14 protein-coding genes and 1 pseudogene are annotated in these 18094 nt (G+C 31.2%); 2 read left to right on the forward strand and 13 right to left on the reverse strand.

The window, feature by feature from the left end:
• The first annotated feature begins 109 nt into the window (after positions 1-109).
• Both oatA and NX903_RS12810 read left to right on the forward strand, forming a co-directional pair.
• Complete coding sequence (gene oatA, locus NX903_RS12805) at positions 110-2014, forward strand: peptidoglycan O-acetyltransferase OatA (RefSeq protein WP_086344130.1); 1905 nt, start codon at positions 110-112, stop codon at positions 2012-2014.
• A 133-nt stretch (positions 2015-2147) separates the two neighbouring features.
• A pseudogene (locus NX903_RS12810) lies at positions 2148-2300 on the forward strand (YrhK family protein); the annotation flags it as partial.
• Between the two features lie 954 nt (positions 2301-3254).
• Here NX903_RS12810 and NX903_RS12815 read toward each other — a convergent pair.
• From NX903_RS12815 to NX903_RS12875, 13 genes are all read right to left on the reverse strand, one after another.
• Positions 3255-4238, reverse strand: a complete 984-nt coding sequence (locus NX903_RS12815) for a hypothetical protein (RefSeq protein WP_133516485.1) — start codon at positions 4236-4238, stop codon at positions 3255-3257.
• Between the two features lie 5 nt (positions 4239-4243).
• Positions 4244-4792, reverse strand: a complete 549-nt coding sequence (locus NX903_RS12820; protein WP_128484055.1) for a hypothetical protein — start codon at positions 4790-4792, stop codon at positions 4244-4246.
• 54 nt (positions 4793-4846) lie between these two features.
• Entirely contained in the window at positions 4847-6022 is a 1176-nt protein-coding gene (locus NX903_RS12825) for a Gfo/Idh/MocA family protein (RefSeq protein ID WP_015714407.1), read from the reverse strand.
• 33 nt (positions 6023-6055) lie between these two features.
• Positions 6056-7294 (reverse strand): M20 family metallopeptidase, encoded by a 1239-nt coding sequence (locus NX903_RS12830; protein WP_144486724.1) that lies wholly within the window; start codon positions 7292-7294, stop codon positions 6056-6058.
• The gene (locus tag NX903_RS12835; RefSeq protein WP_015714409.1) at positions 7291-8532 is read right to left on the reverse strand and encodes an ATP-grasp domain-containing protein; all 1242 of its coding nucleotides are present in this window, start codon (positions 8530-8532) and stop codon (positions 7291-7293) included. The genes NX903_RS12830 and NX903_RS12835 overlap by 4 nt, the downstream gene beginning before the upstream one ends.
• Before the next feature lie 27 nt (positions 8533-8559).
• Positions 8560-10167: a phenylalanine aminomutase (D-beta-phenylalanine forming) gene (locus NX903_RS12840; protein WP_144486726.1), complete on the reverse strand. Its 1608-nt coding sequence runs from the start codon at positions 10165-10167 to the stop codon at positions 8560-8562.
• A gap of 28 nt (positions 10168-10195) precedes the next feature.
• Positions 10196-11083, reverse strand: a complete 888-nt coding sequence (locus NX903_RS12845; RefSeq protein WP_015714411.1) for an NAD(P)-dependent oxidoreductase — start codon at positions 11081-11083, stop codon at positions 10196-10198.
• Between the two features lie 13 nt (positions 11084-11096).
• Complete coding sequence (locus tag NX903_RS12850; protein ID WP_015714412.1) at positions 11097-12860, reverse strand: non-ribosomal peptide synthetase; 1764 nt, start codon at positions 12858-12860, stop codon at positions 11097-11099.
• Positions 12861-12879: 19 nt separating this feature from the next.
• The gene (locus NX903_RS12855; protein WP_015714413.1) at positions 12880-13692 is read right to left on the reverse strand and encodes an ABC transporter permease; all 813 of its coding nucleotides are present in this window, start codon (positions 13690-13692) and stop codon (positions 12880-12882) included.
• On the reverse strand, positions 13692-14501 hold the full coding sequence (locus tag NX903_RS12860) for an ABC transporter permease (protein ID WP_015714414.1): 810 nt from the start codon (positions 14499-14501) through the stop codon (positions 13692-13694). The genes NX903_RS12855 and NX903_RS12860 overlap by 1 nt, the downstream gene beginning before the upstream one ends.
• On the reverse strand, positions 14479-15483 hold the full coding sequence (locus NX903_RS12865; RefSeq protein WP_015714415.1) for an ABC transporter ATP-binding protein: 1005 nt from the start codon (positions 15481-15483) through the stop codon (positions 14479-14481). Before NX903_RS12865 ends, NX903_RS12860 begins: the two co-directional genes overlap by 23 nt.
• A 130-nt stretch (positions 15484-15613) precedes the next feature.
• The gene (locus NX903_RS12870) at positions 15614-16594 is read right to left on the reverse strand and encodes an SDR family oxidoreductase (protein ID WP_015714416.1); all 981 of its coding nucleotides are present in this window, start codon (positions 16592-16594) and stop codon (positions 15614-15616) included.
• 1 nt (position 16595) lies between these two features.
• Complete coding sequence (locus NX903_RS12875) at positions 16596-17996, reverse strand: nucleotide sugar dehydrogenase (RefSeq protein WP_015714417.1); 1401 nt, start codon at positions 17994-17996, stop codon at positions 16596-16598.
• Between the last annotated feature and the right edge of the window lie 98 nt (positions 17997-18094).

Here is an 18094-nt window from a genome sequence, read left to right on the forward strand (position 1 = left end):
ATAAAAACATCCATCTAAGATTATGGATGTTTTCTCTCTTCTCTATTCGAGGTCGTAACCTCGCTATCAAAAACAACGAGAATATTTGCATACTATTGGAGGAATACCCATGTATCACAAGACACAGCATCATCGATACATCCCTGGACTTGATGGCCTTCGGGCTTTTGCCGTCCTGTCAGTTATCGCTTATCACCTAAATTTCAATTGGGCTAACGGAGGTTTTATCGGAGTTGATATCTTTTTTGTTTTATCCGGATATTTGATTACATCTATTCTATTACCGGCATATGGAAATGATATCAATCTTGATTTTCGGGACTTTTGGGTGCGCCGCATTCGGCGGCTTCTGCCGGCAGCGTACCTTATGATCTTTTCCACTGTTGTGTGGGTCGTATTGTTTGATCGAGAACTATTGCACACTCTACGTGGAGATGCGATCTCTTCTCTCTTTTATATGAGCAATTGGTGGTTTATTTTTCACAAGCTATCATATTTTGATAGTTTCGGTTCCCCATCACCTCTAAAAAACCTTTGGTCGCTGGCGATTGAAGAACAATTTTATATCATATGGCCGATGTTCTTAGTTGTTGGAATGTACATAATGAAAAGCCGCGCCAGATTGGCTGCGGTGATATCATTGCTTGCGCTTTGTTCAGCCGTGATGATGAGCGTACTGTATGAACCTGGCGGAGATCCGAGCCGCGTTTACTATGGCACAGACACTCGTTCGTTTGGACTTCTCATCGGATGTGCCTTGGCTTTGGTATGGCCGATGAAAAGGCTGTCTTCCAACAGGCTGCCTAGCAAACTGAAGCACACTTTGCACGCCACTGAATTTTCGGCATTTTGTATTTTAGTGTTGTGTGTCTATTTCACAGATGAATACGAGCCTTTTCTTTACAGAGGCGGAATGCTATTCATTAGCGTGACTGCCGCAATCCTTATTGCATGTGTTTGCCATCCGAGCAGCTTTTTAGGCAATCTGCTTTCATGGAGGCCGCTTCGGTGGCTTGGAACGAGGTCTTACGGAATTTATCTTTGGCACTACCCTGTTATTGTGTTAAGCACGCCAGTTCAAGAAATCGGAAACCCTGTTTTTTGGCATATCGTGCTAAAGGTCATTGTGACATGTATACTTGCCGAGCTTTCCTATCTTTTTATTGAGAAGCCGGTACGGACACAGGGATTTAGGTCATTTTTCCGCCGTGTTTTTATACATAGAATCAAGGAATGGAAAACGACATCTGTCATCAGCAAAATGTCAATTGGTTTCGTCATTTTCGCTATACTTATTTTTGCAGGCGGGCTGTCAGGGCTAGCCGGAGAGCAAAAGCACCCTACCAAATGGACCTATAGCTCACAAGAAACAAATGCTGACACCAGCCATGCTTCTGGGGATAAAAAGAACGCTGCAGCAGATAAAAAACACAATCCTGAACAAAAAACAACAGATTCCATTCAGGGTCAAAAGGAAAACAAAGATAGTGGGCAAGAGACTCATAAAAAGAAAGACACGCAATCTCAACAGACGAAAGAACCCGCAGATACTGCGAAAGAGGTGTTAGCTATAGGAGATTCCGTCATGCTTGATATTTCTTCACACCTGCGTCAGTCACTTTCACATGTGACGATTGATGGAAAGGTAGGAAGACAAATGTCTCAAGCTTTGGAACTCGCAAGGGAGTACAAGTCTTTTAATCAGCCGAACAAGGCTGTCATCATTGAGCTTGGAACCAATGGCTACTTTACAAACAGCCAAATCGAACAACTGCTTCAATCTTTCTCAAAAGCCCATATCTATCTTGTCAATACACGGGTTCCCCGCCAATGGGAAAGCAAGGTTAATGAATCTTTACAGCACCAGGCAAGCGCACATCAAAATGTTACGTTAGTTGACTGGCATACAGAAGCCCTTCAGCATCCGGAATATTTTACCCCTGATGGTGTTCACTTGGTTCCTAAAGGGGCAAAAGCTTTGACCGCTCTTATTGTTCAGGCGATGAAATCATAAAAAAGAGATCCTATGCGGATCACTTTTTCACTTTAGTTTCTGATCGTTGATTATGTCTCCTTTCAGCAAGGCTGCCCTTATGTTTACATTCCGTTTACGTAAGGGTAAGCCAAAATAGAATGGAGGGATGATAATGAAAGGAAATAAAGAACATGACATCCAAAAAGAGCTGAAACGATATGAGTTTTTTTTCCAAAAACGATATAAGGTTCTTTATACAGTAAACGATTTTATCATCGGTGCTATGTTTCTCGTTGGAAGTTTTTTCTTTTTCTATGGCCAATTATTTATCGAAAACACCTTAAGTGTCAATACAGGCACATCAAGTCAGCAAAATGACAGATTCTTCACTAAGTAAAATGGCTTTTATTGTTTTTCAGCCTTTATCGAATTGGACAAATGAAAAATAATACAAATTTAATTACCAGTCGGAAATTCGCACGGCCTCAAATTTGTGGGGGTAACAACTTTTACTGCTCGAGCTATTTATCTCACAATAGCTCTTAAAAGAGACGAAAAAAGAAGTAAAGAGTGTCGACCTTTATGTTTTTTTCAGCAAAAATGAAAAATCAGAAATAGCAGGTTGATACGGTAAGGTTGAAAATAGCTTCACTTGTAAAAGGTCATTAAATTGCACTTTTTAATTGTGCTGTTCTGTTTGTCGCAATGAACAGGCAAAATCAATGTTCAAAATAAACCCAACACCCAATGAAATTTCACAGCCATCACGGCTGCTGTCCCTTTTAAGATTTTTACTAGGGGCAAAATACACCATTGATGCATCAAAAAATGCTTTAATAAAGAGACACATCATTCATTCTTATTTGACCAATCGGAAAGTAAAAATTGTATTGCTTACTGATCGAGTAGTAAAGTTTTTCTGCGAGTCACTTAAATATAAATTTATTTATACTAGAACACTTATAGTATAAGGAACGGCGAGCTTTTACAGGGAATGTTGGGATTTAGGTGTACCAGATCATAGTTAGATGTAAAGTGATAAAGAACATGAATACAGGATGAATCAATTCATAAAAAAGAGCTGTTTTCAGAATTCTGAAAACAGCTCTTTTCTTTTAATTATGGTGCTATTTTTTAAGTAGTACGCTCTTCGACACGTTCTTTCATTGTAAAATCCCTCCCTCGTTACATTTTATCAAGATTCAGAATATTCCAAACCCCGATATTGTCACTATACCATAACTCATTTCATTTTACTACCTTTTTTTTAATATTTTGTTTATTTATTACAAATAATGCTATGAATTTCTTCTGACATTCTAAGTGTTTCTTTCTCTTTTTCCATTATTAATTCGACTTTGTCAAGCATTCTCTGAATTAAATTTAACCTATTATTCATAGTTGATTTTAGAACCATATTCGCCGACACTTTCCAATCTTGTCCTATAAATAAATAAGCCTCTGCTATATTTTTTATTTCAGGATAATAAACAGAAATATCAAATAGATAATCAGCATATTTATATCTAGAATTTGAAACCGCCGATAACCCCCTATATATTTCCATAATTTTTTCTTCAGACTGATTGAAGGTGTCATCAATATTATGTTCGTAATAAAAATCTAAAAATTTTTCCAAACCCGACAACCCAAATTCTTTAATAACACCCGGTACATCAGGAATATTAGAGGTAGATATTATTCCCCTCAGATTATTATTATTATGTTTAATAGGTTCTAATAGTATTTCCTTAGTTAAATAATTTTCTTCAGGTAATTTAATATACATGTATTTAAGATTCATAGAGTTTGCCTCTATCAGCTCTTTAGGTTTTAGTTCTGCTATTGAACCATAAGCATCATCAACATATGTAAAAAGACTTTCTTCATAACCGATAATTGTGATTATATGAGGAGTGTGACGTGTTTGATAATACATATTTCCTCTCGTATAGTATGTATCAACTGGGACAAGTACAGGTTCATTTTCTCTTAGAAGATTGATTATTCCACTTAAAAAATCATTTTTATATTTATGTTTAATAGTCTTTACTTTAATATTGTGTATCCACTCTAGCTCTTGGACACGGGTTAAATATGAACCTTCTAAATTACCAATTCCATACTTTTCATCAATATAATAAATTAACCCTGATTGTTTCCAGACTGAATTAGAATGGGGATAATTCTTATAAAACAATATGTTAGTTACACTTAAATTCATACAATCATATCCAGCTCTATTATATGGTTTAATATCCAATATCATTATAACCACCCATCCTTCTCAAGTGTTAAAGAAAAAATATGCATACTGGGATTATCAACTAGTAATATGCTTTTAAAGAGACTATTACTTGGAATTCCAACAACAGAATACCATATATTAGTTTTTACTGTCCTAGTATAACCACTCTTATTTGAGTTAATACCTTCACAAATAATACCTTTTTTATTATTAAATTTAGGCGAAGACTCAATCCAATCTGTTAATCCAATTTTTACTTCTTTAATATCATTTCCCACAAGTTTAATAGGTTCAATAAAAGAGCCATTATCAGCGGCACCAAGAACATGTATATTGCTATAATATGCTTCTTTAATTTGAATTTCTTGATTCATAAACTCCAAATTGTCAACAACTAAAGGATCTTTATTTGGAAACAAAAAGGGCACACCATATAATTCTAAAACACTTCTAGAAGATGGGAGATTTTCAGAAATATAACTTGATCCAAATCCAGTAAAATTAGCATCTTGTGGATTATTCATTCTGGAAATCCCTTTATTATTAAATAATTCTTCTAAATTTATCATTTCGTATTTCCCCATAAAATCACCTTTCTTAGAAAATATACTTATTTAATTTGTTTAAAAGTTTTCGTCTGTTTTTGCAAAATCATTTCCTCTTATCTTTCCAGTTAAGTAATCTTTAACTGCCTCATCAACTTTTTTATAGTGATTAAGATTAAAAGTTTTTTCTCCAAAAATGGGGGTATCTATTAGATTTAATTCTGAATGTGAATGTAAAGAACTAACAATTTCCTGAACATAAGCAGAACTTGACAACTTAGCGAGGGTGAAACTTTCTCTTAACCCTTTAATTTCATTTACATTTTCGTCTATAAATATACTGGTCTTATGAACACAAAAAAGTTCTGAAATTATTTTATTAGAATTTACTTTCCAAGTATTAATTAATCTTTTTCTTCCATAAGGCAAATTAACTTTATAAACTCGACATATGTCCATATCCCAATGTGGTTTATCAAAGATCAGTACAACCATATATGTCACTATTCCTTCACTATTTGCTAGATAAAATTGTACATTTCGCCTGCGTTTTTCCCATAAAAATGAACTTGATCCATTAACAAGAATCTCATTTCCAATTTTTAAATTAACATTGATAGTATCTAACACTTGCTTTCCTGATATTGAAAAATCACTATAAACATAAGTACCTCCGAGTATTTCAAAAGGTGTACCAGGTTTAATATTACTAATCATTAATATTAAATCAATTGGGTGTGATATCTCAGATGTAACTCCTATTGTAGGTCTATGATCGTATAACCTGAACTTTCCCCAAAAAAAACTTGCCCTTTTTACAGTAAGGTTGTTTGTTTGCATCCAATTCAACAAATACTTTAAAATTAAACTATGTCTCTCTACAAAATGCACAGCAATTTCATTTTCATCATATATAGAAAGTATATCTCTGACTTGATTAAATTTCTCAACCAACAATTTTTCAACTAAAATTCTTTTATATTTTGTAGAATATTTCTTTATATCTTTAAGTATATTAAAATGGCTATTCTCATTTGTTGCTATAACTATAATATCGTACGCCCCATTTATGAGAAGGTCATTAACTTTTTGATAAGTTTTTATATTTGTATTATAAAAATTTTCAAGTCTCTCTCTATTTCTATCACAAATTGCAACTAGTTTTACATCGCCTTTAATTTTTTCTCTATATAATATCGCTCTTAAGAACCTGCTGCCCGCACTTCCCATACCAATTAAAGCAATTGATAGCATAATATTAAGTCCCCTTGAATAGATGTTTTCTTTTTATTCTTCCTTAGATAGATAATCAGCAAGGATTAGGATCCCTTTTTGTAATTCAGCTATATCTATTTTTTCATGAGCTGAATGTGCATCAGAGAGATCACCGGCACCAAAAATTAAAGTGGGTATACCAGTAAATCTTTGATAAAGATGTGCGTCACAACTTACACACCATCCATAGCTTTCTTGTTGTTTTATTCCATTTCTATTTAGTGAATTCATTAAGCTTACTACGTTCGGGTCATTTTTCTCGATCAGGTAAGCACTATTCTTTAATCCTTCAAATTTTATACAAACATTATTATTAGTCCAGTCATCATTTGTATCTCTGCATACTTTTGTTATTTTTTCTTTTATATCTTCAATAGAGTAGTTCGGAAGAAAACCAATATTACAAATAAGCTCGCAATATTCTGGGACGGATCCTGCCCACTCTCCTCCATTTATTTTTCCTATATTTATTTGTACTGGCATATCCCATATGGAAAATGCTTGATTGTTTTTTGCTTCTTCTAGTAACTCTAGTTCTAAGCACTTAAGTCGATTTACTATATTGTAAGCACTTTCTATAGCATTGACACCTGTTTCTTTACTTCCCATATGTACTGCCTTACCTTTTACGGTAATATTCGCTGTTATACAACCACGATGTCCCCTATACACTAAAAGATTTGTAGGTTCCATCACAATTATAGAATCTGCCTCGACACCATGCAGAATAGAAGATATAGTTCCATTACTACTGACCTCTTCTTCAATCACTAAATCAATAGCTATTTCTTTATTTATTTTAATATTGTTTTCTTGCAAAAACCTAATAGCTTCTATTAGCATAATTAAATTACTTTTTGTATCACAAGCACCGCGTCCATATATGTAACTATTTTTAATGTATGGAGAAAAAGCATGAGGAAAGTCTACTGTTGCTGGGACAACATCTATATGAATATTAAATAGCACACTCTTTAAACTATTATTTTTACTGTATTTAAACGCTTTAATATTAAAACGTTCTGAATTAATAACTGATTGGTTGGTTTTCACAAAAGCTGAGTGAAGTTCTAAATCTTTATGTAAATGTTGTTTTTCAATTATAAAGCCAACTTCGTTTAGATAGTCTCTTATAAAATTTAATGCTCTATGTTCATGTGGTGAAGAAGTATCTATACTTAAATAAGAAAACAAATTACTTATTATCCTATCTTCATTTTGATAAAACCACTCTTTAAATTTCATTTTCATTTTAACACCTCATTCTTTGTTGTTATTATTCTGATTGTCTGTTCTATTAAATTTGCATTCTTGCTTGCTTCTTTTCTATCCTTCCCTGTTACAATAATATAACCAATGCCTTCCGCCATATTGCGAGGTTTTTTCACAATATCTCCTACAGAGTATGGGGGAAACTTCCACCACTTAAAGTCATAATAACCTGGTAAATTTTTAATTTCTTCTAAACCCTCTATATTAGTTATAATACCTGGTTGTGCAAAAATTGTTCTATTTACCATACCCTTTTCATATTTTGGATTCAAATAATTGTAATCAATTTCTTCATGTAGTGCTTGTTGAATAGCAGCTCGGAGGATATTCGTACCATTACTTAAAGGAATCATCTCTGTACCGAAGCGAGGACCACCAAGCCTAGGCGTAATTTCAAGAACTTTTATTTGTTTGTTATGTAATATAAGATCTCCTTTTACAATCCCATTTTTAATTCCTAAAGCAAGGGCAGCTTCTTCAGTAACTTTAGAACACATCCTTTTTTCTTGATCCGCTAAAAGTGTAGGAATAATGTCTCCAACTTCCACAAAGTGGGGCTTGTACTTTTCATAATGAAAAACTCGTTCGGAAAGACCAGTTAAATGAAACTTTCCATCTATCATTAAACCTTCACTGCTGTATTCTGTTCCTTTTAAATATTCATTTACTATAACACTTTTTTCATTAGTAGCATTCGTACAGTATTTATAGGCTTCATAAAGATCTTGTTTACTTTCCACAAGTACTACGCCTATCGATCCGTATAGATTTATAGGTTTTAGTACTAAGGGAAACTCTACATCTATTGCCCTTTCCAATAATTCAGCATAACTATTTACGATTCTATATTTAGGTGATGGAATATTATTCTCTTCAAAAATTTTACTTCTATTTGATTTTATAGTTGAATTAACTGCAACTTCATAAGGAATACCGAATAAATTAAAATGTTCCGCAATGATTGATACAGATATTGCTGTATCAATACATAAACTAAAAACAGCTTCAAATTCATATCCTTTTTCATATAGGTAACAAGCTGCTTCTAAGGCGCTCTTAGGATCAATAGGATCTGCTCTAACGAATTTAGTAATATACTGCATGCCAATATCATGCTTAAACTCTGCTATCATATAAATTTCGTAGTCTTTGTTAAGATCTTTTAAAATCTCGGCACTATTTCCATTACCACAGAATAAAATTCTTCTTTTTCTCAATTTATAACACCTCATTATCTATGACTATTATTTATTGATATCGATACTTGTTATATCATCCAATTCCTTTAATAATGTTGTTTTTTGTACTAAGTATTTCAATTCTTCAATAAAAGGGGTGATCGAAGTATCGTATGATAGATAAGGTACAATCTTTCTTACATTATCATAAAGAACTTTGGTTGCATTTGATAGGTTGCTTTCTTCTCTTATATCAATAGCTTGACAAGCACATAAAAGTTCAAAACTAACGATATATAAAGTATTCTCTAAAATTTCTTTACATCTCCGTGAAGCTATTAATCCAAAAGAGACTATATCTTGAAAATCTCCAGTTGATGTTAATGTTTGTATTGATAATGGTGTGCATAATGATCTATTTTCAGCAGTCAGGGAAGTACTCATAAATTGACCACCCATTAAACCTAATCTTAATCCTGGATTTTCTTTTGTTAGGAAAGCAGGTAGACCATTACTATTTGACTTATCCATAAATCTATCAATTCGTCTATCAGACAAATTAGATAATGTCGTTAAGCAAATTGATAAGTAGTCCATAGCCATAGAGATATATTGCCCATGGAAATGTCCATTATGAAAAACATCGTTTTCCTCTGGTAAAATCAAAGGATTATCACTACTTGAATTGATTTCATTTTCTATAATAGTCGATGCAAATTCAACAGTTTCATATAATGGACCTAGTATCTGAGGAGAACATCTTAATGAATACGCATCTTCAATTTGATTGTCTAAATGCTCTACAACATTTTTTTTCTTTTCTTGAATATTAGCCTCTGTTTCTGCTTCATCTATAACAAATTTACTTGATTTTAAAATATTATAAATTTTAGTTGAAAAATAATTCTGTCCTTTATGGAGTTTTCTTTTATGAACTATTGGATCAAAAGGTTTAAGCTTTGTAGCAAGCCCTTCAAAAGTCAACGCAGAAATGTATTCGTAAAAGCCTAAAAGTTGTTTTACCCCATCACTTACCATAGCACCCGTACCTGCCATAGCCGAGGTTCCATTTATAAGAGCTAGACCTTCTTTGTAGCCCAATTTCATTTTTTTAATTTTAGCTTTAATAAGTGCTTCTTCTCCTGTTAAAACTTCGCCTTCAAACTTTGCCTTCCATTTTCCCACTCCAACCAATGCTATAAACGCTAGAGGCCCTAAGTCTCCGCTTGCACCTAAAGATCCTTTTTTTGGTATACATGGTATTACATTTTTGTTTAACATATTCAAAAATATTTTGAAATTCTCTAAAGATATTGCAGAAGCCCCTTTAGATAGAGAAATTAATCTCGCTAACATTGTCGCCCGAACATCTTCATCACTCATATATTCGCCTACATTTGAGGCAACAGAGGATATTAAATTATTTTGTAACTTTTCGGAAAATTCGACAGGGACTAGATAATCTACAAATCCTCCCATACTTGTTGTTACACCATAGATTATACGACCATTTTCAACATATTCATCCAATAATTTTCTAGACGCTAAAATTTTATTTTTCACTTCATCATCAATTTCAACTTTCAAATCTGGCTCTTTTACTATTTTAATAAAATCAGAGAGACTTATTTTTTGGTTGGATAATACAAATTTTTTAAATGAGTAATTTTCCATTAAATTATATTCCTCCTACTAGCTTAAGTTAAAATTTTTTATGCTTTGAGTAAAAATCATACAATCTAGGTAACATTTCATTTCCCAATCCTCGCTCTATAGCTTGTTGAAAAAATAAAATAAATTCATCAACAATAAATAGTTTACTCTGTTCTTCTTCATTAATTATTTCTTTAAAATATTTTAAATCTTTATAAGCATTGTTGATTGAAAATTGTAATATACTTTCTTCCTTATTATTAATCCAATTAATCATTGAAGGTAAAGTAGATATATAATTAGAACCTTTGGACATTATCTCATCAAGTTTATTAACATCAATGTTATTTAATTTAGCTAATGCCAAAGAAGTAATAACTATTCCTGTAAACCCCATAGAAATGAAATTGTTAAATAGTTTTAATTTGTGTGCTTCCCCTAATTTGCCTATATAAAAAATATTCTCCGAAAAACAGCGCAAAATGTCTTTATTTTTTTCAAAAATAGTATAGTCTCCACCAACCATAACATTTAGTTTACCCTTTATTGCTTCTTCAGGGCCTTTTGTTAGTGGGGCATCAAGAAGGGTTACTTGTTTATCCTTTAAATAATCCCCTAAGATTTTTGTTGATTCTGGGCGGGATGTTGAACAATCAATAATTACAGCATTATTCCTTAAATGATTAATAACTCCATCTTCCCCTAATAAAACTTCTTCTACAACCCGAGAGTTAGGCAAGCATAATAGAATTGTTTCACATTTAAGAGCAATATCAATTATTGAATACTCTAGCCTTGCCCCCATCTCCTGTAACTTTTGAACTTTTTGACTATTTCTGTGTTTAATTATGTGTAAAAAGTACCCTGCTTTTATTAAATTTAAAGCTATACCGTAGCCCATATTTCCAATTCCTATAAGACCAATTCTTTTACTCATTGTTTTTTTCTCCTTACTCAAACTTTTTATTTTGTATCCTATTTAATCTTATATATACAAAATTTATAATATCTTCTATCGTTTTAAATTTATCATAAATTAAAAAATCATCGTCAAACTCGATTTCAAAACGTCTTTCAATTTCTGAAACCATTTTGATAAATCGTACCGAATCCATACCAATTTCACTAATTTTCAAAGTTTTATTCTTAAAATCTGTCTGTAAAATATCATTTATAATATACATTATAGTTTCTTTATAATCACTTTTGTGTTCTGAAGTTTTTCCTTTTTGAATAACAAGTTCTTTAATTTTTTTCCGATTTATTTTCCCGTTAACGTTCATAGGAAATGATTCAAGACAAATGAAATGACTAGGAACCATATAAATTGGTAGTTTATCAAGTAAAAAAGATCTAAGTTTCTGTTCATTTATTGTGTTATTACTTGTAAAAAATGAACAGATCCATTGCTCGTTATTCTTATCTCTATTAATTTCTGTTACACATTGTTTTATTCCAGGGTATTTAATGATTACTTTTTCGATTTCTTCCAATTCTATTCTGTATCCTTGAAACTTAACTTGATTATCCTTTCTACCTAAATATTTAATATAACCACTTGGCAAAATTACACCGAGATCACCAGTTTTATAAATTCTATTCTCACTAATTGACGGAATTGAGACGAAGTTTTTTTTGGTAAGCTCAGGCTTATTAACATAACCTTTACCTACACCTATCCCTGATATATAAATTTCTCCTTTTTCGTTAACTCCCAGTTTTTGTTGTTTTTCATTTAAAATGAATACATTCATATTTTTAATAGGCTTTCCTATATGAATATCATTTGCTTTAGTTAAATTGCAATAAGTTGCAAATGCAGTTATTTCTGTTGGTCCATACAGATTATAAATCTTAGCACTACTATTAGTTTTAATTAATTCAAGTAGATTATAGGATATATTTTCAGCACCTAATAGCACAGTAGTTAGTCTTTTTAAAAAAACATAATCGTTATTGTAACTAAGGAGGTATTCTAATCTTGTAGGAGGAATAAGGAGTATATCAACATTGTTATTTATAATTAATTTTTTCATTAAAACAGGGTTTATTTGCTCTTTTTCATTCGCAAGCACAACTGTCAAACCCTTACATAAAGGTAAAATAGTTTCAGGTACTGACATATCAAAAGAAATATTTGATATGCAGGCTATTGTTTTCCCAAAATTTATTCCAACTTCTTCTGTTCCATTTCTAATTAAATTCATTAACGACTCCTGTGTTATCAGAACACCTTTTGGATCCCCTGTCGAACCAGATGTATAAATAATATAGGCTGTATTTTTCATATAATTAGGTGAACTTTTTTGTGGAATATCTTCAGTATATGTTGTTATTTCTTTTGCTTTAGACATATTTATAATTTTCTTGTTCTTAATGTAATTGCAATCTTGATCAGAAACAACACATTCTGATCCGCTATCTTTTATTAAATAAATAATCCTTTTTTCGGGTAATGTTGGTTCTATGGGGACATAAGTTGCACCTAGCTTCAGTAATGCAAATAATGTAGCAAGTAGCTCAGGAGACCTTTTCATTATTATACTTACTATTTTACCTGAATGAATTCCCTCTTTTTCTAAATATAACGCTATTGAATCCACACGGAATAGAAACTCTTTATAAGTAATTCTCTGACTTTCGAATTTGACTGCTACTGTGTCTGGATACTTAAATGAAGTCCTCCTTAACAAATCATAGATTGACAGTTCCATTTTATTACCCCCCCTTAAATTAACTGCTAGCGCTGCTATAATTCTTTATTGCATAATTCCAAAATATACGGACTAAAACAAAAAGAATGATCGGGACAATATAAGCCCATATTAAAAGCGTATTAGAAATCTTGCCAACTAAGAACATTGAAGGAAAATTTGAGATTGTAAAAATAGGTATAAGAAAAATCCCTATTCTTTGAATTATTTTTGTATAAATTACCATCGGCATTGTATTAAAATCCCATGCCTTATCTGATATATTAAATATCGCCTTTGTTTCAATAATCCAAAAAGACAAAAGCTGCGGAATCAAAAATAATGTATACGCAACAATTACTCCTAAAAAAATTAGTAATATATAACCAAGAAAATAACTAAATGTTAAATCTATATTTAATTTTAAAATAGCCATAATAACCATTGCCGTTCCACCTAAAAAGTTTGATAGGATCATAGAAAAGTCAATTTTCCTAAGTGTTAACATAAACTGGAGGGAGACTGGTTTTATTATAAGAAGATCTAAGTCACCCTTTTTTATGTTATTAGGTATTTCGTAAAAATTAATCATTATAAATCCAGTATAGAATGCTGTTATTATAGAAAAAGTTCCTACATAAAGTAAAATTTCATCTGGTGAGTAACCGTTAATAGTAATGTCTAGATTATAAATAACAATAAGATACATAATTTTTGTAAATATAAACCCACTTTCTACAATAAACCCAATGAAAAAATTCCATCTATATTCCATTTGAGTTATTAAACTAAGTTTTAAAAATTGAATATATACAATTAAATGCTTATTAACTACATTAATTAATTTACTCATTAGCCACCCACCGCCAAATATTTGTTCATACCAATTTTCCACAAAGCTTTAAGGAGAAAAAAGTGGATAACTATCCATACTAACTGAATTAGAACTCCATTAAGAATCATGGAAGGGCTTAATCTTCCTGTTATTATGTTTATCGGAAAATATACTGTATATTTAAAAGGTAAAAAATTAAGAGCATAGTTTAATCTTTCACCAAAAATATCTAAGGGGAATATTGAACCACTTATAATTAACGTTAAAAGATTGACTCCCCAAAAAAGCATTGATACTTCTTCAAACCAAAATGCTAATGAACTTATACAATAGAAAAAAAGAAAATTAAGCAATATAGATAATAATATAGGTATAATCGAAAAAAATATATTGATTATATTTAAATCTAAATCCATAACCGAGTTAATAGTACATAATAAGAATACTGAAAGTATTATTGTAACTAATAATTCGCTGCATTTTTGTCCTAAAAAACAACTACTTCTAAACTTAAAATAATTTATTGGCTGAATAAGAAATTTACTTAAACCCCCATCCTTTATATCTAGTGCAATATCCCTCTCAAACCCTGTAGATACTAAATTCGTAACCAAAGCAGCCATTACGGTATATATAATTAACTCACTATAAGTATAACCAAAAACTGTTTTGCTACTAGTATTTTCAAAAATAGAAGACCACAAGTATAATTGGATTACTAAAGTGAAAAATCCTCCAAATATATTAAGAAGGAAATTAGTTCTATACTCCATTGAATTTTGAATTCCTAATATAAAAGTTTTCTTATATTTTAGCCTCTTTCTCAATTTTAATCACACCTTCTTTCCTATACAATAATTCAATGCTCTCTTCAATTGGAATATTTTCTATGGTGAAATCTTTTATTGGAAATTGACTTAGAATGGATAATAAATCTTGATTAACAATTTTATTTTCAACTTCCAACTGTACATTATAATCATCATACATCCTAATATTTCCAAGTGGAGATAACTCATTTTTATTAAAGTTTTCTGTGAAATTTAGATTTATTAGTTTTTTATTGTTAAATATCTCATTTATTTTATATAAATCACCATCATAAACTAGCTCCCCATTATTAATTACTATAACTCTATCGCACAATTCCTCTATATCTTCCATATAATGACTCGTTAGTATTATTGTTGTTTTGAATTTTTGGTTATAATCTTTAATGAATGCTCTAAGATTTCTTTGAGTAATTACATCTAAACCTATTGTTGGTTCATCAAGAAAAATTATTTTAGGTTGATGTATTAGTGCAGCAATCAATTCCATTTTCATTCTCTGTCCTAGAGATAATCTTCTTACTTGAACGTTTAATAAATCTTTAACTTTTAATAATTCAGCCAGTTCTCTAACAATTAAATTGAACTGTTTATCATTTATTTCATATATATATTTATTAAGATTTAGTGATTCTATTGCAGGTAAATCCCACCAAAGCTGACTCTTTTGCCCCATAATTATGGAGAAGTTTTTCTTAAACTGTTCTTTTCTTTCCCATGGTATATAGCCGCTTACTGTAGCGGTTCCTTCAGATGGATAAAGTATTCCAGCTAACATTTTTAATGTCGTAGTTTTTCCGGCACCATTAGGACCTAAAAATCCAACGATCTCACCTTCTGAAATACAAAAGGACACATTCTTCACAGCTTTTTTGACTAATTTCTTTCTTCGAAATAAATTTTGAAGTGAAGATTTTACCCCAAGCTCTTTTTTATAATAATCGAAATGTTTAGACAAATCTTTGACTTCTATAATCATAAGACCATTCCTTTTCACATTTAGTCTCATAAGGCAACCATCAACAAATAGAGAAGTTTTGTTAACCAAAAACAATTGTTATAAATAACTCTTTTTTAATATATACAAAAACATTTACATATTAATATTTTTATAGATTATTCTTATACCAATCAATAGTTAACCGCAAACCAGTTGCAACGTCATAATCAGGTTTATAATTCAATAAATTCATAGCTTTATTTATATCTGCATTTGAATGTCTAACGTCTCCAACCCTATCCGGACCAAACTTAGGAACTATTTCTTTTCTAAGAATTCGAGAGATATCTGAATATAGCTGAATTATGGTTTTCTGTTGGCCGAATGCAATATTGAAAACCTTGCCAAAAGACTCTTCTTTAGCAAGACAAGCTTTTAAATTAGCTTGGACTACGTTATCAATAAAAGTAAAGTCTCTAGTCTGTAAGCCGTCACCATTAATTATTGGCGGTTTATTATAGAGAAGCGTCTTGATGAATTTTGGTATAACCGCAGCATAAATTGAATTAGGGTTTTGCCTCTTTCCAAAGACATTAAAATAACGCAAACCAATAGTTGGAAAATCATAAATCTCATTAAAATTTTTCGAATAAAGTTCTTTGGTAAGCTTTGTTATTGCATAAGGAGACAATGGATTACCTATTCTATCCTCAATTTTTGGTAGATTTAAATCGTCACCGTATACTGAAGAAGAAGAAGCATATACAAATCTTTTTACTTTAGCTTTTTTAGAGGCTACAAGCATATTTAAAGTTCCGTTCACATTTACATCATTTGTTTCAATTGGTTTGTCTATAGATCTAGGCACAGAGCCGAGTGCTGCTTGATGTAGTACATAATCAATTCCCTCACATGCCTTTTGACATTCTTCTAAATTACGAATATCACCTTTTTGGAGGTCAAAATTAGAGTTGCTATAAAAAACTTCAATATTTTCTTTATTACCAGTAGAAAAGTTGTCAAGAACCCTTACATAAAACCCCATTTCTAGTATTTTTTCAACAAGATTAGACCCAATAAAACCCGCTCCACCAGTAACGAGAAATTTGGAATTTTCAGGGAAATCATATCTATTATTATTATTATTCAACTTAAAGCCTCCAATAGAGAAAGTTTTTATTCTCTACTTCTTCTCGATTAAAAATGCCTTTTAAATCAATTAAAGTATTTTTTTTTATATTTATTTTATAATTTTGATTTTGCACTTCAGAGGAAGTTGCAGCTTCCATAATTGCAGCTTCGAAAGCAACATTATTGTATACATTGATTCTATACATATTTGAAATATCAGTTAAATCAATAGATTTAAATATATTATGAGGGACAGCGAAAATTATACAGTCCATATTTTTTATATCATTAATATCATTAAGTTTAATTCTGTATTCATCCCATAAATCATCTGCATTTGCAATAGGATCTACTACCTTTATGTTGGTTTCATACTCTTGAAGCTCTCTAATTGTATTCACAACTAAGCTATTTCTTATATCCGGACAGTTCTCCTTAAATGTCACACCAAATACTGCAATTCTTGCTCCCTTAATATTCTTCCCGGCTTTTAATAACATCTTTATAGTATTTTCCGCAACATACTTTCCCATACTGTCATTTATTTTACGTCCAGCAAGAATTATTTGTGAATGATATCCTATCTCTTCAGCCTTATATGTAAGGTAATACGGATCTATTCCTATACAATGTCCGCCAACTAAGCCGGGTGAAAAGTCCATAAAATTCCATTTAGTTTTTGCAGCTTCTAAAACAGACTTTGTATCTATCCCCATTTTATTGAAAATAATTGAAAGCTCATTCATAAAGGCAATATTTATATCTCTTTGAGAATTCTCAATTACTTTAGCTGATTCCGCCACTTTAATACTTTTTGCTCTATAAACTCCTGCCTTTACAATTGTTTTATAAACTTGTGATATAATATTAAGTGACTCCCTGTCCATTCCAGCTACTACTTTTGTGACATTTTCCAAATTGTGGTGATCGTCCCCTGGGTTTATTCTTTCTGGTGAATATCCAATTTTAAAATCAATCCCACATTTAAGACCTGACTCTTTCTCTAATATTGGTGCACATATTTCTTCTGTAACGCCAGGATAAACGGTAGATTCATAGACTACAATCGAATCTTTTTTTAAGTTTCTACCTACAATAGAACTTGCCTCTTTAAGTGGAGATAAATCAGGGGTTTTATTTAAATTAATAGGAGTAGGTACAGCAATAATATGAAATCTAGAATCCAAAAGCTCTTTTTCATTATACGTAAACAAGATATCTGAATTTTTTATTTTTTCCCTTTCTACTTCATAAGTATATTTTTTACCTTTCAAATAATTTTTTATTTTATCCTCAGAAATATCAAAACCTATTACTTTAAAATATTTTCCTAATGAAATTGCAAGTGGCAATCCAACATATCCTAAACCAATAACTGATACTTTAAACTTCTTATCCCGTAAAGATTTATACAAGTTCATAATTTCCTCCCATAAATATATGCGGACATGAGAATTCTTGATAAATTACAAAGGATTCCTAAAAAACAGTTATCAAGATAAGTCAAGTATACTTAATA

The sequence above is a fragment of the Bacillus sp. FSL R5-0576 genome, assembly GCF_038004765.1.
In the GTDB taxonomy this organism is placed as follows: Bacteria; Bacillota; Bacilli; order Bacillales; family Bacillaceae; genus Bacillus; species Bacillus subtilis.

Excerpts from the sequence above, each read along its gene's own strand:
- NX903_RS12825 (WP_015714407.1), bottom strand. The coding sequence starts at position 6,022 with ATGCTATCAATTGCTTTAATTGGTATGGGAAGTGCGGGCAGCAGGTTC.
- NX903_RS12840 (WP_144486726.1), bottom strand. The coding sequence starts at position 10,167 with ATGGAAAATTACTCATTTAAAAAATTTGTATTATCCAACCAAAAAATA.
- NX903_RS12845 (WP_015714411.1), bottom strand. The coding sequence starts at position 11,083 with ATGAGTAAAAGAATTGGTCTTATAGGAATTGGAAATATGGGCTACGGT.
- oatA (WP_086344130.1), top strand. The coding sequence starts at position 110 with ATGTATCACAAGACACAGCATCATCGATACATCCCTGGACTTGATGGC.
- NX903_RS12865 (WP_015714415.1), bottom strand. The coding sequence starts at position 15,483 with ATGATTATAGAAGTCAAAGATTTGTCTAAACATTTCGATTATTATAAA.
- NX903_RS12850 (WP_015714412.1), bottom strand. The coding sequence starts at position 12,860 with ATGGAACTGTCAATCTATGATTTGTTAAGGAGGACTTCATTTAAGTAT.
- NX903_RS12820 (WP_128484055.1), bottom strand. The coding sequence starts at position 4,792 with ATGATAAATTTAGAAGAATTATTTAATAATAAAGGGATTTCCAGAATG.
- NX903_RS12830 (WP_144486724.1), bottom strand. The coding sequence starts at position 7,294 with ATGAAAATGAAATTTAAAGAGTGGTTTTATCAAAATGAAGATAGGATA.
- NX903_RS12855 (WP_015714413.1), bottom strand. The coding sequence starts at position 13,692 with ATGAGTAAATTAATTAATGTAGTTAATAAGCATTTAATTGTATATATT.
- NX903_RS12875 (WP_015714417.1), bottom strand. The coding sequence starts at position 17,996 with ATGAACTTGTATAAATCTTTACGGGATAAGAAGTTTAAAGTATCAGTT.